Source organism: Desulfococcus multivorans, from assembly GCF_001854245.1.
Classification (GTDB): domain Bacteria; phylum Desulfobacterota; class Desulfobacteria; order Desulfobacterales; family Desulfococcaceae; genus Desulfococcus; species Desulfococcus multivorans.
On sequence record NZ_CP015381.1, the window covers coordinates 4113082 to 4128259 of the forward strand.

Annotated in this window: 12 protein-coding genes and 1 riboswitch; of the genes, 8 read left to right on the forward strand and 4 right to left on the reverse strand. The window is 60.6% G+C overall.

The window, feature by feature from the left end; all coding sequences use genetic code 11:
- Nucleotides 1–2 precede the first annotated feature (2 nt).
- The 6 genes from dmul_RS17950 to dmul_RS17975 all read left to right on the forward strand — a co-directional run bounded on the left by dmul_RS17950 (nt 3) and on the right by dmul_RS17975 (nt 7119).
- The gene (locus dmul_RS17950) at nt 3–608 is read left to right on the forward strand and encodes a CBS domain-containing protein (protein ID WP_020876361.1); all 606 of its coding nucleotides are present in this window, start codon (nt 3–5) and stop codon (nt 606–608) included.
- A gap of 12 nt (nt 609–620) precedes the next feature.
- The gene (locus dmul_RS17955) at nt 621–1157 is read left to right on the forward strand and encodes an HPP family protein (RefSeq protein ID WP_020876360.1); all 537 of its coding nucleotides are present in this window, start codon (nt 621–623) and stop codon (nt 1155–1157) included.
- A 27-nt stretch (nt 1158–1184) separates the two neighbouring features.
- Nucleotides 1185–2828, forward strand: coding sequence for a hydroxylamine reductase (gene hcp, locus dmul_RS17960; RefSeq protein WP_020876359.1), 1644 nt, complete (start codon nt 1185–1187; stop codon nt 2826–2828).
- A gap of 592 nt (nt 2829–3420) precedes the next feature.
- Complete coding sequence (locus dmul_RS17965) at nt 3421–4329, forward strand: metal ABC transporter ATP-binding protein (RefSeq protein ID WP_020876358.1); 909 nt, start codon at nt 3421–3423, stop codon at nt 4327–4329.
- Nucleotides 4326–5816 (forward strand): metal ABC transporter permease, encoded by a 1491-nt coding sequence (locus dmul_RS17970; RefSeq protein ID WP_200809293.1) that lies wholly within the window; start codon nt 4326–4328, stop codon nt 5814–5816. Before dmul_RS17965 ends, dmul_RS17970 begins: the two co-directional genes overlap by 4 nt.
- A 1-nt stretch (nt 5817) precedes the next feature.
- A complete protein-coding gene (locus dmul_RS17975) occupies nt 5818–7119 on the forward strand; it encodes a metal ABC transporter permease (RefSeq protein ID WP_020876356.1) in 1302 nt (433 codons plus the stop codon).
- Between the two features lie 12 nt (nt 7120–7131).
- Here dmul_RS17975 and dmul_RS17980 read toward each other — a convergent pair whose 3' ends face one another.
- Both dmul_RS17980 and dmul_RS17985 read right to left on the reverse strand, forming a co-directional pair.
- A complete protein-coding gene (locus dmul_RS17980; protein ID WP_020876355.1) occupies nt 7132–8157 on the reverse strand; it encodes a uroporphyrinogen decarboxylase/cobalamine-independent methonine synthase family protein in 1026 nt (341 codons plus the stop codon).
- Between the two features lie 94 nt (nt 8158–8251).
- The gene (locus tag dmul_RS17985; protein ID WP_020876354.1) at nt 8252–8644 is read right to left on the reverse strand and encodes a VOC family protein; all 393 of its coding nucleotides are present in this window, start codon (nt 8642–8644) and stop codon (nt 8252–8254) included.
- A gap of 342 nt (nt 8645–8986) precedes the next feature.
- Here dmul_RS17985 and dmul_RS17990 point away from each other — a divergent pair, with 342 nt between their 5' ends.
- Both dmul_RS17990 and dmul_RS17995 read left to right on the forward strand, forming a co-directional pair.
- A complete protein-coding gene (locus tag dmul_RS17990) occupies nt 8987–9973 on the forward strand; it encodes a TAXI family TRAP transporter solute-binding subunit (protein ID WP_020876353.1) in 987 nt (328 codons plus the stop codon).
- 5 nt (nt 9974–9978) lie between these two features.
- Nucleotides 9979–10054: riboswitch (cyclic di-GMP riboswitch) on the forward strand.
- 63 nt (nt 10055–10117) lie between these two features.
- On the forward strand, nt 10118–11695 hold the full coding sequence (locus dmul_RS17995; protein ID WP_020876352.1) for an AAA family ATPase: 1578 nt from the start codon (nt 10118–10120) through the stop codon (nt 11693–11695).
- 219 nt (nt 11696–11914) lie between these two features.
- Here the strand turns inward: dmul_RS17995 and aceA are convergent, their stop codons facing one another.
- Nucleotides 11915–13252 (reverse strand): isocitrate lyase, encoded by a 1338-nt coding sequence (aceA, locus tag dmul_RS18000; RefSeq protein ID WP_020876351.1) that lies wholly within the window; start codon nt 13250–13252, stop codon nt 11915–11917.
- A 191-nt stretch (nt 13253–13443) separates the two neighbouring features.
- The gene (gene aceB / locus dmul_RS18005) at nt 13444–15042 is read right to left on the reverse strand and encodes a malate synthase A (protein ID WP_020876350.1); all 1599 of its coding nucleotides are present in this window, start codon (nt 15040–15042) and stop codon (nt 13444–13446) included.
- Between the last annotated feature and the right edge of the window lie 136 nt (nt 15043–15178).

Genomic DNA, 15178 nt, shown 5'->3' on the forward strand with positions numbered 1-15178 from the left:
CCGTGAGTTCAGCAAGCCTTCGAGAATGCTCGCCCGTCGACATTACCGATGACGACGTGATGGCGGCCATGAAAGCCATGCAGGGCTATATCGACATCACCCCCGCCGATTTCAGGGAGGTCTATCGCGTGGCCTACGCCCTGGCCAAAGACCGGATGATGAACGCCCTGAAGGCCGCCGACATCATGACCGCGCCGGTGCATGTGATCGCCGCCGACAGCGATTTGATCGCAACCGCATCGCTCCTGGCTGAAAAAGGCATCTCCGGGGCCCCGGTGACGGACCGAAGCGGAGAGGTGGTCGGCGTCATCTCCGAAAAGGATTTTCTGCGGAGAATGGGGGCCGGCAAAAACGGATCGTTCATGCAGGTCATCGCCCACTGCCTCAAAAACAAGGGCTGTGTGGCGGCACCGATGCTCAACCACACCGCCGCCGACATCATGACCGCGCCGGCCGTGACGGCCGGGCCCGACATTTCCATCGGCGGCATCTCGGCGCTGCTGATGGGAAAGAACATCAACCGGCTCCCCATCGTGGACGCCGACGGCAAGCCCGCCGGCATCGTCACCCGATCGGACCTTGTCAACGCCTTTTGCATGCTGGGATAGACGGGGGCACACATGAACTATTTCAAGAAGATGAAGGGGCACACCCAGAGCCCGCCCCGGGTGAGCGTCGTTGAAACCCTGTGGTCCTGGGTCGGGAGCTTTCTGGGCATCGCCGTGGTGGCGCTGATCCATTACAACGTGCTGGACCGGACCGCTCTCACCATGATCATCGGCTCGTTCGGGGCCTCGGCCGTGCTCATTTACGGCGCCGTCCGCAGTCCCCTGGCCCAGCCCCGCAATCTGATCGGCGGTCATGTGCTCTCGGCGGTGATCGGGGTGGCGGCCTTCCAGTTCCTGGGCGGGATCCCGTGGCTGGCATCGGCCGCGGCCGTTTCCACGGCCATCGCCGTCATGCACCTCACCAAAACCCTGCACCCGCCGGGCGGCGCAACAGCCCTGATCGCGGTGATCGGCGGCGACACCGTACACCAGCTGGGTTATCTCTACGCGGTCATACCCGCCGGTCTGGGCGCCCTCGTCATGCTGATCATCGCCCTTCTGGTCAACAACATCGCGCCCAACCGTCGCTACCCTGAATTCTGGCTTTAATCATCCACCCACACAAGGAGGAACACCATGTTTTGCTTTCAATGTCAGGAAACAGCCAAGAACACCGGATGCACCGTCAAGGGAGTCTGTGGAAAGCCGGAGGAGACCGCCGACCTGCAGGATCTGCTGATCCATGTCTGCAAGGGCATCGGCGTCTACGGCGAGAAATTGAAGGAAGCGGGCACGGTGGACCGGAACGCCGCCCATTTCATCGCCAAAGCCCTCTTCACCACCATCACCAATGTGGCCTGGGACGACGATGTCCTCATTGAACGGATCAAGGAAGGCCTGAAGATCCGGGATGCGGTCAAGGCCAGGGCGGGGGCCCTCTCCGGTCCGGTTCCGGACTGCGCCGCATGGAGCGCCGCGGACAAACAGGCCGTCATCGACAAGGCCCTGTCCGACGAGGTTCGCATCACGGCCACCCGGAACGAGGATGTGCGTTCCCTGAGGGAGCTGCTCATCATCGGCTGCAAGGGCATCGCGGCCTATGCCGATCATGCCGCGATCCTCGGCTATGAGAAGGACGAGATCCACGGATTCCTCATGGAGGCCCTGGCCTCCACCACCAAAGACCTTTCGGTTGACGAGATGGTGGGCCTGGTCCTGAAGGCCGGCGATATCGCCGTGACCACCATGGCCCTGCTCGACGAGGCCAACACCGCCACCTACGGACATCCTGAAATCTCCCAGGTCAACATCGGCGCCGGAAAGAACCCTGGGATCCTGATCTCCGGCCATGACCTCAAGGACATGGCGGAGCTGCTCGCCCAGACCGAAGGGACCGGCGTGGATGTTTACACCCACGGCGAGATGCTGCCCGCCAATTACTACCCGGCCTTCAAGAAGTACAAGCACTTCGTGGGCAACTACGGGGGCTCCTGGTGGCGCCAGAACCCCGAGTTCGAATCCTTCAACGGCGCAATTCTTCTGACCACCAACTGTCTCGTCCCCCTGAAGAAGGACAACACCTATCTGGACCGGCTCTTTACCACCGGCGTGGTCAACTATGTCGGCGCCGCCCACATTCCCGACCGTCCCGAAGGCGGCGCCAAGGACTTCTCCGCCCTCATCGCCCGCGCCAAGCGCTGCGCTCCCCCCACGGAGATCGAAAGCGGCGCCATCGTCGGCGGTTTCGCCCACAACCAGGTGCTGGCCCTGGCCGACAAGGTCGTCGATGCGGTCAAATCGGGCGCCATCAAGCGCTTCGTGGTCATGGCCGGGTGTGACGGACGACAGAAATCGCGGGCCTACTACACCGAGGTGGCGGAAAACTTGCCCAAGGACACGGTCATCCTGACGGCCGGGTGCGCCAAGTACCGCTACAACAAACTGGCCCTGGGCGACATCGGCGGCATTCCCCGGGTCCTGGATGCCGGCCAGTGCAACGACTCCTATTCCCTGGCCGTGATCGCCCTGAAATTGAAGGAGGTCTTCGGCCTTTCCGACATCAACGAGCTGCCGATCTCCTATGACATCGCCTGGTACGAGCAAAAGGCGGTGGCGGTGCTCCTGGCCCTCCTGGCACTCGGCGTCAAGGGCATTCGACTGGGGCCGACGCTTCCCGGCTTCCTGTCCCCCAACGTAGCCCAGGTCCTGGTGGATAAGTTCAACATCAAACCCATCGGCACGGTCGATGACGACATCGCGGCCATGATGGCCGGGAACTGAACCCTTCCAGGGCATAAGCCGAATAGAAGCGCTCGCACCCGCAAAGGATGAATTCGAAAAAGTTTCTCGATCCAGAATGAAATGAGACGCCTTCCGGTGCCGGACCATTCGTGAAACCGAAATGCCGGCACCGTTTTTATGTGGTGGTGGGGTTCTGGAGTGATCATCAAAGACAAGGCAACCGTTTTGGAGAGTCGAGGATTTTGCCGCCGCTATCCGGGCTGGATTTCGCGAGTTGCATCACAGCGGTGGGTTCATTCGAAGCCCCGCCCGTCGTTGATCCGCCGGAAGATGCCTGGCAATTGTCCTCATATGAGCCTCCATGAAAGCCGGCACCGGCCTATCAAAGTCGAAAGTCGAGACGGTTAATTATCTCTTGCCGATGCATGCAAAGTGTGTAATTTTCAAATAAGAATTCGACTTTCGATTTTCATGATGATGACCGGATAGAGGTGCCGGGAGGATACGGCCCATCAAAGTCGCAAGTTGAGTCAGAATTGAAAGCGGACCCGAATCCGGCAAACCCTTCGTCCGGTTCATGATGTTATCGCTCCTGACGGACACCCGCCAACGCAACACTGAGGTTGACGACATGCAAACACCCGAGACATCCGCCCGAGATGCCGGTCGCCGTTCGATGGAAGGTGAATCCGATGCGGCCGACACGACACATCATGGTCGTATCGACGCCGATGCCGAACCCGCATCCGACGAAGCCGTTCCCCTTTCCATCAAGGACCTGACCGTCGCCTACCAGCGAAAACCGGTGCTGTGGGACGTTGCGCTGACCCTGCCCGAGGGCCGGCTCATCGCCGTTGTCGGCCCCAACGGCGCCGGTAAGAGCACCCTCATCAAGGCGGTGCTGGGGCTGGTGCCGCGGGCGTCGGGGCAGATTTCCATATACGGGAAGCCTTACGAAACCCAGCGACATCTCGTGGGCTACGTCCCCCAGCGGGAGAGCGTGGACTGGGATTTTCCCGTCAACGCCCTGGATGTCGTGGCCATGGGGTTCTACCGGAAGATCGGCTGGCTCAGGCCCGTCACCCGGGCCCATCGTCGCGCCGCCCTGAAGGAGCTGGAGAAGGTCGGAATGGCCACCTTTGCCCACCGGCAGATCAGCCAGTTGTCGGGGGGGCAGCAGCAGCGCGTCTTTCTGGCCCGGGCCTTGGCCCAGGATGCCCGAATCTACCTGATGGACGAACCCTTCGCAGGTGTCGACACCGCCACCGAACGGGCCATCATCGCGCTGCTGAAGGACCTCAAGGCCTCGGGCAAAACCTGCGTGGTGGTGCATCACGATCTGCAGACCGTGCCCACCTACTTCGACCACGTGGTGCTGCTCAACATGCGGGTGGTGGCCTACGGGCCCACCGAAGCGGTCTTCACCGAAGAGAATCTGAAAAAGACCTACGGCGGCCGCCTCACCCTCCTTTCCCAGGCGTTCTACGAACTCTCCAAGGATCCCCGGCTGCCCCGGGGCACGAAAGGCACCTCGGAATGACCGGATCGACAGGACACCTGCCTTTGGGCGGCACCGCATGGCGGGCGGGCGTTCTGACGCTGATGCTGACGCTGGTGCCGGCGCTGCCGGAAGCCGCGGTTGCCGGGCCGTCGACCGTCCTTACGGAATGGCCGACCTGGCCCGAGATCTTCCGGGTGATCACCCTCCGCGACTACAACACCCGGGTCGTCGTCATCGGCGCCACGCTCCTGGGGGCGGCGGCCGGGCTCGTGGGCACGTTTCTGCTCCTCAGGAAGCGGGCCCTGCTGAGCGACGCCCTCAGCCACGCCACCCTCCCGGGCATCGCCATCGCCTTTATCCTGATGACGCTCCGGGGGGGAGAGGGGAAAAACTTTCTCGGCCTCATAACGGGAGCGGCGATATTCTCCGTTCTGGGCACCGCCTCGGTCATCCTGATCCAGCGCCACTCCCGCCTCAAGGACGACGCCGCCCTGGGCATCGTCCTGAGCGCCTATTTCGGTCTGGGCATCGCCCTTCTGGGCATCGCCACCCGAATGGAGGCGGGAAACGCAGCGGGGCTCACCGCCTTCATCTATGGCAAGACCGCCTCCATGCTCTTCATGGACGCGGTCCTCATCGCCGCAACGGCCCTGACGGCGGCCGTGTTCTGCATCCTCTTCTTCAAGGAGTTCACCCTGATCTGTTTCGACGGAGAGTATGCCGCGGCCCAGGGGTGGCCGGTGACCCGTCTGGACTTCCTCATGATGTCCCTCGCCGTTGTCGTGACCGTCATCGGCCTTCAGGCCGTCGGGCTGATCCTGGTGGTGGCCCTGCTCATCATCCCGCCGGCCGCCGCCCGTTTCTGGACCCACGACCTCCGGCGCATGCTATGGCTCTCAGGCCTCTTCGGGGCCGCGGCCGGGTTCGCCGGCTCCGGTCTGAGCGCCCTGACGGCCAATCTGCCCGCCGGCGCGATCATCGTGCTCACCGCATCCGCGGTCTTTCTCGTCAGCATGATCCTGGGGTCGGCCCGGGGGCTCCTGAAGACGAGTCTGGAGCGGTATCGGCTCAAGCGCAAGATCGCCCGGGAAAACCTTCTCCGCGCCATGTACGAATGGATCGAAAGCTGCAGCACCGACCGGGACGCGGCAGCCTGCGTCCGCCGGGCCATCCCCTTCGAGGCGATGCTGGCGCGCCGGTCGTGGACGTCCGCCGAAGTCCGGCGCACCTTCAGGCATCTCGCCGCCGACGGACTCGTCCGTCCGACCCCCCCGGACGCCTATGCCCCGACAACGGAAGGATGGGAAGCGGCCCGACGCGTGGTGCGCAACCATCGGCTCTGGGAGGCCTATCTCATCGCCCGGGCGGATATCGCACCGGGACAGGTGGATTGGGGGGCGGACGAGATCGAACACATTCTGGACCCGGAGATGATTGAAAGCCTCGAAAAAATGCTGCCCCAAGGACCCGGCGGCGCCTTTCCCGAGAGTCCCCACCCCATCGGGCCGCACCGGGGAGACGTTTGATATGGAATGGACCTTTCTCGATACGTGGATCGTCGTGACCGCGATGCTGAGCGCCATGTCGTGCGCCCTTCCAGGCGCCTATCTTGTCCTTCGCCGCATGAGCATGATGGGAGACGCCATCAGCCACGCGGTGCTGCCCGGCCTGGCCGTCGCCTTCATCCTCACCGGAAGCCGTGAAAGCCTCCCCATGCTGGCGGGTGCCACGGTGGTGGGCCTGCTGACCACCTTCCTGGTTCAGGCCGTGGTGAAACTGAGCGGCCTCGACAAGGGCGCCTCCATGGGCGTCATCTTCACCACCCTCTTCGCCCTGGGCCTCATCCTTATCCGCCGGGCCGCCGACCACGTGGACCTGGACCCCGGCTGCGTGCTTTACGGCGCCATCGAGTTGACGCCCCTGGACGTTGCGACGCTGCTGGGCATGGAGATTCCCCAGGCCGCCGTCACCAACGCCGCCGTGCTCGCCGTCAATCTCGTCTTCGTTCTGCTGTTCTACAAGGAATTGAAGATCACCGCATTCGACCCGGCCCTGGCCACCACCATGGGGATCAACGCGGGCGTCATGCACTACGCCCTCATGACCCTGGTGGCCGTCACCACCATCGCCGCATTCGAGAGCGTCGGGAGCATTCTCGTCATCGCCATGCTGATCATTCCCGGCGCCACGGCCCATCTTCTGACCGACCGCTTGTCCGTCCTTCTGGTGTTGAGTCTGGTCATCGCGGCCCTGTGCGCCGTATCAGGGCATATCGCGGCCATCACGGTGCCCGTCTGGTTCGGGTTCCGGGACACGAGCACCGCCGGCATGATGGCGACGGTCGCCGGCCTGATCTTTCTGGCCGTCTTTTTCCTGGCGCCCCGCTACGGACTGCTGGGCCGCATCCTTCGCCGGGGGATGCTTTCCCTGGGGATCGTCAGGGAGGACGTTATGGGCCTCCTGTACCGGTACCGGGAGGTGGCGCCCCGCGATGCGGCGCCTCTGGGCCTCCGGGAACTGAAGGAGGCCCTGAAGCAGGGGGCCGCCGTTCGCATGGCGGTCTGGGACCTGTTGCGGACCCGGCGGATTCGCCGGGATGCATCGGGCTTCACGCTCACCGACAAGGGCCTGGGGGATAGCGCCGGGATCATTCGATCCCACCGGCTCTGGGAATCCTATCTCTGCGAACGGATGGGCTACTGCATGACCTCGGTCCATGCCTCGGCCCACCGGCTCGAGCATGTCACCGACCCGGAAATGCAGGCGGCCCTGCACCGCGCGGCCGGCCGGCCGACACGGGACCCCCACGACCGGAAAATCCCCGATTGATGCCGGCCGGGATCATGCCGGACGATATTTGTCGCGCAACCGCCGGGACATCTCCTTCACCACCCCGAAGGCCCGTTCCACGGTCTTCTCCTTGTCCGGATTGACGAGGCAGCAGGTGGCGGGAGACAGCATACTCCGGGAAATCATGAAGTCCCGGTCGATCCCCTTCTTTCCGAGGATCTCCCAGACCGATTCCAATTGGGCCGTCAAGGACGGCAGGTCCTCCTTCTCGAAGTTTTCGAATCCCGTGGGGACGATGCCCCAGACGATCACCCCGCCCCGATCCAGAAACCGGCGGATCGAGGGTCCGTAAGATGCGAAGATCTCCCGGTTGGTGTAGAGATCCATGGAAAGGACGTCCAGGTCCAGATTCAGGAGGAAGTCCCAGTCGGGATTCCCGCAGAGGTGGATGCCCCGGGGGCGATCGATCATGGCGAAAAAGTCGTCCATGTCGCCCTTGGCCTTGATATCGCCGTAGCCGGACATGGCGGAGAATATGAACTGCAGCCCCGGCTCGTCCACGAACATGAAGGCGTTGGGGTTCAGCTTCAGGAGGCGCGCCAGCTGGACATTGATCCTTTTGGCCATGAACTCGAACATGAACGGTCGGACGGTGTCGTCGAAAAGAATGGGTCGGTCGTTCTCGTCGAGGATGTTGAACCCGAAACTGACAGGGCCCTCCAGCTGCCCGCGGATGGCCGGCCGGTCCGACAGGTCCATGGCCAGAAAGCGGTGGTAGACCGCCGAGTAGGTTTCGCTGATGTCGAAATAGGACGGATCGTCGAAACGGGCCATGACGGCCTCGAGTTCCTCGATGAACTTCTCCTGGGAAAACCGGAGGGTCCGCTTATCCAGGTCGAGCAGGATGCCGGGGAAGTGCTCCGCGGCCTGGACGTACATGTCTTCGTAGTAGCTGTAGTTGGGGAGTTGGGGCCAGAACGGGACGTCGAGGGAGAGCGCCGTTGTCAACGCGCGATCGACATCGGTGTGGGGCATGACGGCCATGGCGGTGGTCAAGAGATTTCCGGGAATGGGCACGGGCGTATTCTCCTTTCAAGGTTGGGGATTGATACGCGGCGATGCGGCGAACATCGGCCAATATTATGAGCATACACCCGTCTTCGGCCGGAGTTCAATGGCCAATGTCGTCATCCGCCGACGGCGGCACCGGAGACCAGATTTCAATCCGATGGCCTTCGGGATCGCGGAAAAAAAAGACGGACGCTCCCCAGTGGCGGCGAATCTTTCCGGCCGCGACCCCGCGACACTCGAGACGGCCGCGCCAGGCGGCCGCATCGTCCACCTGGAAAGAGAGGGTGATGCCTGCACCTCCGGCGCTTTTCACCGAAGCCCGGCGATCATCCGCGACACTCAGATAAGCATCCCCGGCAAGGTGAAATTCCACAAACCAATCGGTTTCAAGGTGAACGACAAGCCCCAGGACGTCCCGATAGAACGCGACGGCAGCGGCCCATCGCCGGCAGTAGAGGATGGTGTTGGTTCGCTTTATGACATTTGAAGACATATATTTTCCCGTCATCAGAATTATGCCGTTGACATTGAAATCCCGTCGCGAAATAATAAAAACTCAATGTTCGACTTTCATGATGGTGACCGGATAGATGCGGCCTATGAAAGTCGAAAGTTGAGATAAAAAGTCAAGTGCCCAATGATTGAATTTTTATCAGGTTCCGTCACGAAAAGCAACGCGTCCGCCCATATGGCGTTCCGTCCCGATGATGCGTCGACAGCCCGGCGGATGCATCTGCCGGGACCCACTTTGATCGTGTTTCCAATAATGCCCCTCGGTCACATCATCGACCGCCGGCAGAGTATATTTCATCCGTTACACAAGGAGACCGGTATCATGAAAAAAACACTCATGACCATCGTCGGCACGCTGTTTTTCATGTGCGCATCCGGTTGGAATGCGTTCGCTGCGGATCTGGGTATCATTACCGGCGGAGAAAAAGGCACCTACTATCAGTTCGGCCTGGATCTCCAGAAACTGACCCGGGACAAAGGCATCCGCCTGAACGTCTACAATTCGAAAGGATCCATCGAGAACATTTACGCGGTTTTCAAACGGCCCCGCACCCAGATGGGCATCGTCCAGTCCGATGTTCTGGCATTCGTCTCCAAGGTGGATACCCATCCGACATTGGTCCGGATCGCCAGAAAAATCAAGATGGTGTTCCCCCTTTACAATGAGGAGGTCCATCTGCTCGGCCGTCGGGATATCGAAGATTTTGACGGCCTGACGGGCAAGCGTGTCGCCATAGACCGGGAAGGCAGCGGCACCTACCTGACCGCCAGGCTCCTCTTTGAAATCTCCGGGATCAAGCCGGGTGAGATGTTGACCATCGGCACCGACGAAGCCCTGGAACGGTTGAAGGCGGGGACGATCGACGCCATGTTCTATGTTGCCGGGCTCCCCGTCAAACTGTTTACTGAAAAGGTATCCGCGGAGGACGGGCTGGCCTTCATTCCAATCCGCGGCAAAAACATCGTCGAATATTATCCCTCTGCGGAAATTCCCGCCGACACGTATGCAGGGCAGCCGGATACCGTGCCGACCGTGGCGGTCAAGGCGGTGTTGGTATCCTACGACTTCCGTCAGTCGAATTGCGAATCCGTCGGCAGATTTGGCCGGATCCTGGCGGACAATATGGAATGGCTCAAGACCAACGGCCATCCCAAGTGGCGCTCCGTCGATCTCGATTATCCCCTCAAGGGATGGGAACAATACGACTGTGTGCGCAAACGCCTGCAAAGCGTCATGAAGACGACGCCCCCGGAATCTGCCGAGCCGAATCCGGTTCTGGACGCCGTCAAGGAGATGCTGAAGCCCTGACAATACATTAAATACGCCAAACCTGCTGCGAAGCAGGGACGGAAAGCCACGGGTCTCGAGATAGACAGCCGGGTTGCCTGATCATCAGGTAATTCGGCTTTTTTTGTTCGTTTCACCCAGCCGTCAAACAGAGGTGGATCAAAAATGTACGAGAACTTTTACCTGCTCAAAAAAAAGCCGTTCGAAAACACCCCCAACCCGGAATTTCTTTATCTATCCAGAAACCACGGAGAGGTCCTGGCATCGTTGTTATACGCCATCAATTTTGCCAAAGGCTTCGTTCTGGTCACCGGTGATGCGGGAACCGGCAAGACGATCCTGATTCAGGCCCTCATAAAAGAACTCGGCGCAAATGCCGTCGTTACCCACGTCAGGAATCCGCAATTCGGTTTTACGGAAATCATTCGTCATCTTTCGAAAAATCTCGACCTTCCCTTCAACGATCAAAACAATACATTTGATTCATATCACGACGTCAAATCGAAACTCGAACAGATGGATAAAGCGGGAAAACGGGTTGTCCTGATCATTGATGAAGCCCATCTTCTTTCGGAGAAATGCCTGGAAGAGATCCGGTTGCTCTCCAATCATGAAACCGAAAACCGGAAGCTGATTCAAATCGTTCTGGTCGGTCAGAACGGGATCTATGATATGCTTCAGAAGGATTCCCTGAAATCGCTCCGACAGCGCATCGTGATCAACCGCGAGCTCAACGCCCTGGATATGCACAGTGTCCCCAAATATATCCGGCATCGGCTCCGCGTCGCAGGAAGAGAAACCCCCCTTTTTGACCGGAAAGCACTCCTTCTGATCGGGGAGAAGAGCCGCGGGGTTCCGAGAATCATCAACCGCATCTGTGACAACGCCCTGATGAGGGGGTATACCTTTCAAACCCGGAAAATCGGAACCAGGATCGTCAAAGACATCATCGAGGAGATGGCGACTCCCCAGGCCGCATCCGTGCCGACTCCCGGGAACAAGAAAAAAATAACAAAGGCAGCCGTTTCGGCGGGCGTGATTTCATTGTTCATCCTGATACTCCTGACGGGTCATTTTTCGAAATCCAAGCCCGTCAAGGATACAGGAGAACTCGCTGTTGACGGGATGACACTCCATCAAAGCGAAACGGCGGAGATTCCCTCTCCAACCCTGATGGAAAACAGCGGCCCGCCCATTCACGCCGGCACCCTCCCCGTCGGAAAACCGGTCCCGCCGAAACCGGTTGAAGAAAAACCGGCCGCAACGTTGGACCAGGAAGGACACGCCGTATCTCCGAACCCGTGCCTGTCGGAAACAGCTCGGGATCGATACGGCATCGGGAACGACACCATCGTTGATTTGATCCATATGGCGAACCCGACCCTCCGGAGTGTCAAAGACGATTGTACGGGGCGGGAACTCGTCTATCCGGAAATCGAAAAAGCGGATCTGATCCGGGAGGATTCAGACGGAACCTGTACCATTCACTACGCGAGCTTTTATCGCATCGAACCGGCAGCGAAGCTGGTTGAGGAATTGATGCAACGGAACGAGAACGCCATGGTTGTCAAGTCTGTTCAAGGCGATGATCCGGTGTTTCGCGTTGTCATGGGCAAATACGAAACCCGCACGGCGGCTGAAAGGGCTCTGGCGCATCTGGAATTCAACTATCTCCCTTTCCTGCAGGGAAATCCCGTCCGGAATAAAAAGGTGCTGCTGGATGTTCTCGAGAATATCCAGTAAAAAGCCCTCATAAACCGGGATTCCGGAGCCATATCGTCAAATCTCAACTTTCGACTTTCATGATGGTGACCAAATAGAGGTGCCGGCCTATGAAAGTCGAAAGTTGAGGTTAAATAAGGCCCGGCATTCGACATCCCGGGCCTCTCCCGTACCGGACACGCCGCCAAACGTCGGCTGCGCAACACGACGGCCGTCGGCGCACCAACCGATCCGTTCAAATCAGAACTGCTCCTCCTCGGTGGATCCCTTCAGGGCCGCCACGGAGCTCTCCCCCTGGGTGACGCTGTCCATGAGGCGGTCGAAATAGCCGGCGCCCACGAACCGCTGGTGGCTGACGGCCATGTAGCCCTCGCTCCGCTCGTGGCGGAACTCCTCCTGCTGAAAACGGGAATAGGCGGCCATGCCCTCCCGTTTATAGCTCTGGGCCAGGTCGAACATGCCCAGGTTGAGGGTGTGAAACCCCGCCAGGGTGACGAACTGAAATTTGTAGCCCATGGCCGCCAGCTCCCGCTGGAATCCGGCGATGACGCCCTCGTCGAGGTTGGCCTTCCAGTTGAAGGACGGTGAACAGTTGTAACAGAGAAGCTTTCCGGGAAATTCGGCGTGGATCCCCTCGGCAAACCGACGGGCCTGTTCCAGGTCGGGCCGCGAGGTTTCGCACCAGATCATGTCGGCGTAGGGCGCGTAGCTGAGACCCCGGGCAATGGCTGCTTCCACGCCGCCCTTGACCCAGTAGAACCCCTCGCTGGAACGTTCGTTCCCGATAATGAACGGCCGATCCCGTTCGTCGATGTCGCTGGTGAGAAGTTTGGCCGCGTCGGCGTCGGTCCGGGCGATGAGCACCGTTGGCACGTCGCAGACATCCGCCGCCAGTCGGGCGGCGATCAGCTTGATGATGAACTCCCGGGTGGGCACCAAGACCTTGCCGCCCATGTGGCCGCATTTCTTGGCCGAGGAGAGTTGATCCTCGAAGTGAACCCCGGCGGCTCCGGCATCGATCATATCCTTCATCAGCTCATAGGCGTTGAGGGGGCCGCCAAAGCCGGCCTCGGCGTCGGCCACGATGGGGGCGAACCAGTATGGCCCATCCTTGCGGCAGTCAAGCACCTGAATCTGGTCCGCCCGCCGGAGGGCGTTGTTGATGCGCCGCACCACCGTCGGCACGCTGTTGGCGGGATAGAGGCTCTGATCGGGGTACATCTCCCCGGCCAGGTTGTTGTCGGCCGCCACCTGCCACCCGCTCAGATAAATGGCCTTGAGACCGGCCTCCACCTGCTGGACCGCCTGGTTGCCGGTCAACGCCCCCAGAGCGGCGACGAAAGGTTCGGTCTGGAGGAGATGCCACAGCCGTTCGGCCCCGATCCGGGCGAAGGTGTGCTCGATCCCGAGGGTGCCCCGCAGGTTGAGGACCTCCGCCGCCTTGTAGGGACGGACGATGCCCGCCCATCGGGGATCGTTTTTCCATCGGTTTTCAAGCGCCTCGATTTCGGCAAAATCGATCTCGTGACAGGTGTGTCGTTTTTCCAGTTCCATGGCTTTCTCTTCGATGGTCCGCATCGCAAATTCCTTTCTGCAAATAAAGGCTGAAGGCTAAAGGCTGAAGCCTGTGCCCACATAATCACATAATCACTTAACCACCCTCACAACCACCCAAAGTCGAGTAAAAAGCTGAAGCGGATAAAGCCACCGTCCGTGACAACCGCACCCCTTCAGCCTAACATATTGCCTTCAGCCTGTTATCCGAAACGCTAATCCAACGCCTCATAAGCGCGGAGCGTCAAAAAGTCCTCGAGTTCGGGGTTGGCGACAATGGCATCGAACATCTCGGCCGCCCGCTGGTAATTCCCGGCGGCAAAGGCCTCGTCCCCCACATCCCGGCGAATGGCCGCGGTCTCCTCGTCCATGATCCGCCTGAAGAGATCCAGGGTCACGTCCCCGCCGTCGCTCAGGATCCCCTGGGGATGATGCACCCACTGCCATACCTGGGTTCGGGAGATCTCGGCCGTAGCCGCGTCCTCCATCAGGTTGTAAAGCGGCACGCACCCGTTGCCCGACAGCCATGCCGCCATGTACTCGACGCCCACACGGATGTTGGTGCGCAGCCCCTGTTCAGTGATCGTTCCCACGGGCAGCTTGAGAAGGTCTTCCCGGGTCACGGTCACATCCTCCCGCAGCCGATCGATCTGGTTGGGGCCGGACAAGCGTCGGTCAAACTCCTCCGTTGCGATCGCCACCAACCCCGGATGGGCGACCCATGTGCCGTCGTGGCCGTCTTCGGCCTCACGGATTTTGTCCTCCCGCACCTTCTGGAGCGCTGCCGCGTTGGCTTCCGCATCGCCTTTGATGGGGATCTGGGCGGCCATGCCCCCGATGGCGTGGGCCCCCCGCCGGTGGCAGGTCTTGATCGCCAGCAGCGAATAGGAGCGCATGCAGTGTCGCGTCATGGTGATCTGGGACCGATCCGGGAAGATGTAGCCGGGAACCTTTCTGAACCGCTTGATGAAGCTGAAGATATAGTCCCATCGCCCGCAGTTGAGGCCGGCGCTGTGCTCCCGCAGTTCGTAGAGGATTTCATCCATCTGAAAGGCCGCGAGGATGGTCTCGATGAGGACCGTGGCCTTGATGGTCCCCCGGGGAATGCCCAGAAGTTCCTGGGCGCGGACGAAGACATCGTTCCAGAGGCGGGCCTCCAGATAACTCTCCATCTTGGGAAGATAGAAATAGGGACCGGTTCCCCGGGCCGTGAGTTCGCGGGCGTTATGGAAAAAATAGAGGGCGAAGTCGAAGAGACTTGCGGAGACGGGCCGGCCGTCGATCTCGAGATGCTTTTCCACGAGATGCCAGCCCCTGGGTCGGACGATCAGGACGGCGGTCCTGTCGTTCAGCCGGTAGGACTTGCCCTCCGGGCTCTCGAAGGAGATGGCCCGCCGAACCGCATCCCAGAGGTTGACCTGTCCCTGAAGGGTCCCTGTCCAGGTGGGCGCGTGGGAATCCTCGAAATCGGCCATGAAGGTTCTGGCGCCTGAATTGAGGGCGTTGATGATCATCTTGCGCTCCACCGGCCCGGTGATCTCGACCCGGCGATCCAGAAGATCCCGCGGCACGGGCGCGATCCGCCAGCCGCCCTCCCGGACGGATCGGGTTTCCGGCGGGAAATCCGGCAGATTCCCGGCGTCGATCTCCGCCTGAACCTTGCGGCGACGCTCGAGCAGCGCCCTCCGGGTCTCGTCGAATTCACGGGCGAGGGCCGCGACGAACGCGAGGGCTTCTGGGGTGAGGATACGATCGAACTCCGGCGGGACCGGCGCCGTGATGCGAATACCGTTGGATGGATTGCGGCTGTTCATGGGGCGTTCCTCCTTTCCGGGCAGGTCTTGTGGTCAATGCGCGACACATGATTCGAATTGAATCTTTTGAGATTGAATTATCCGGGAAATTTAATAATATAATGACGAGATGTCAATGCAGACCCATCGGCCCCGC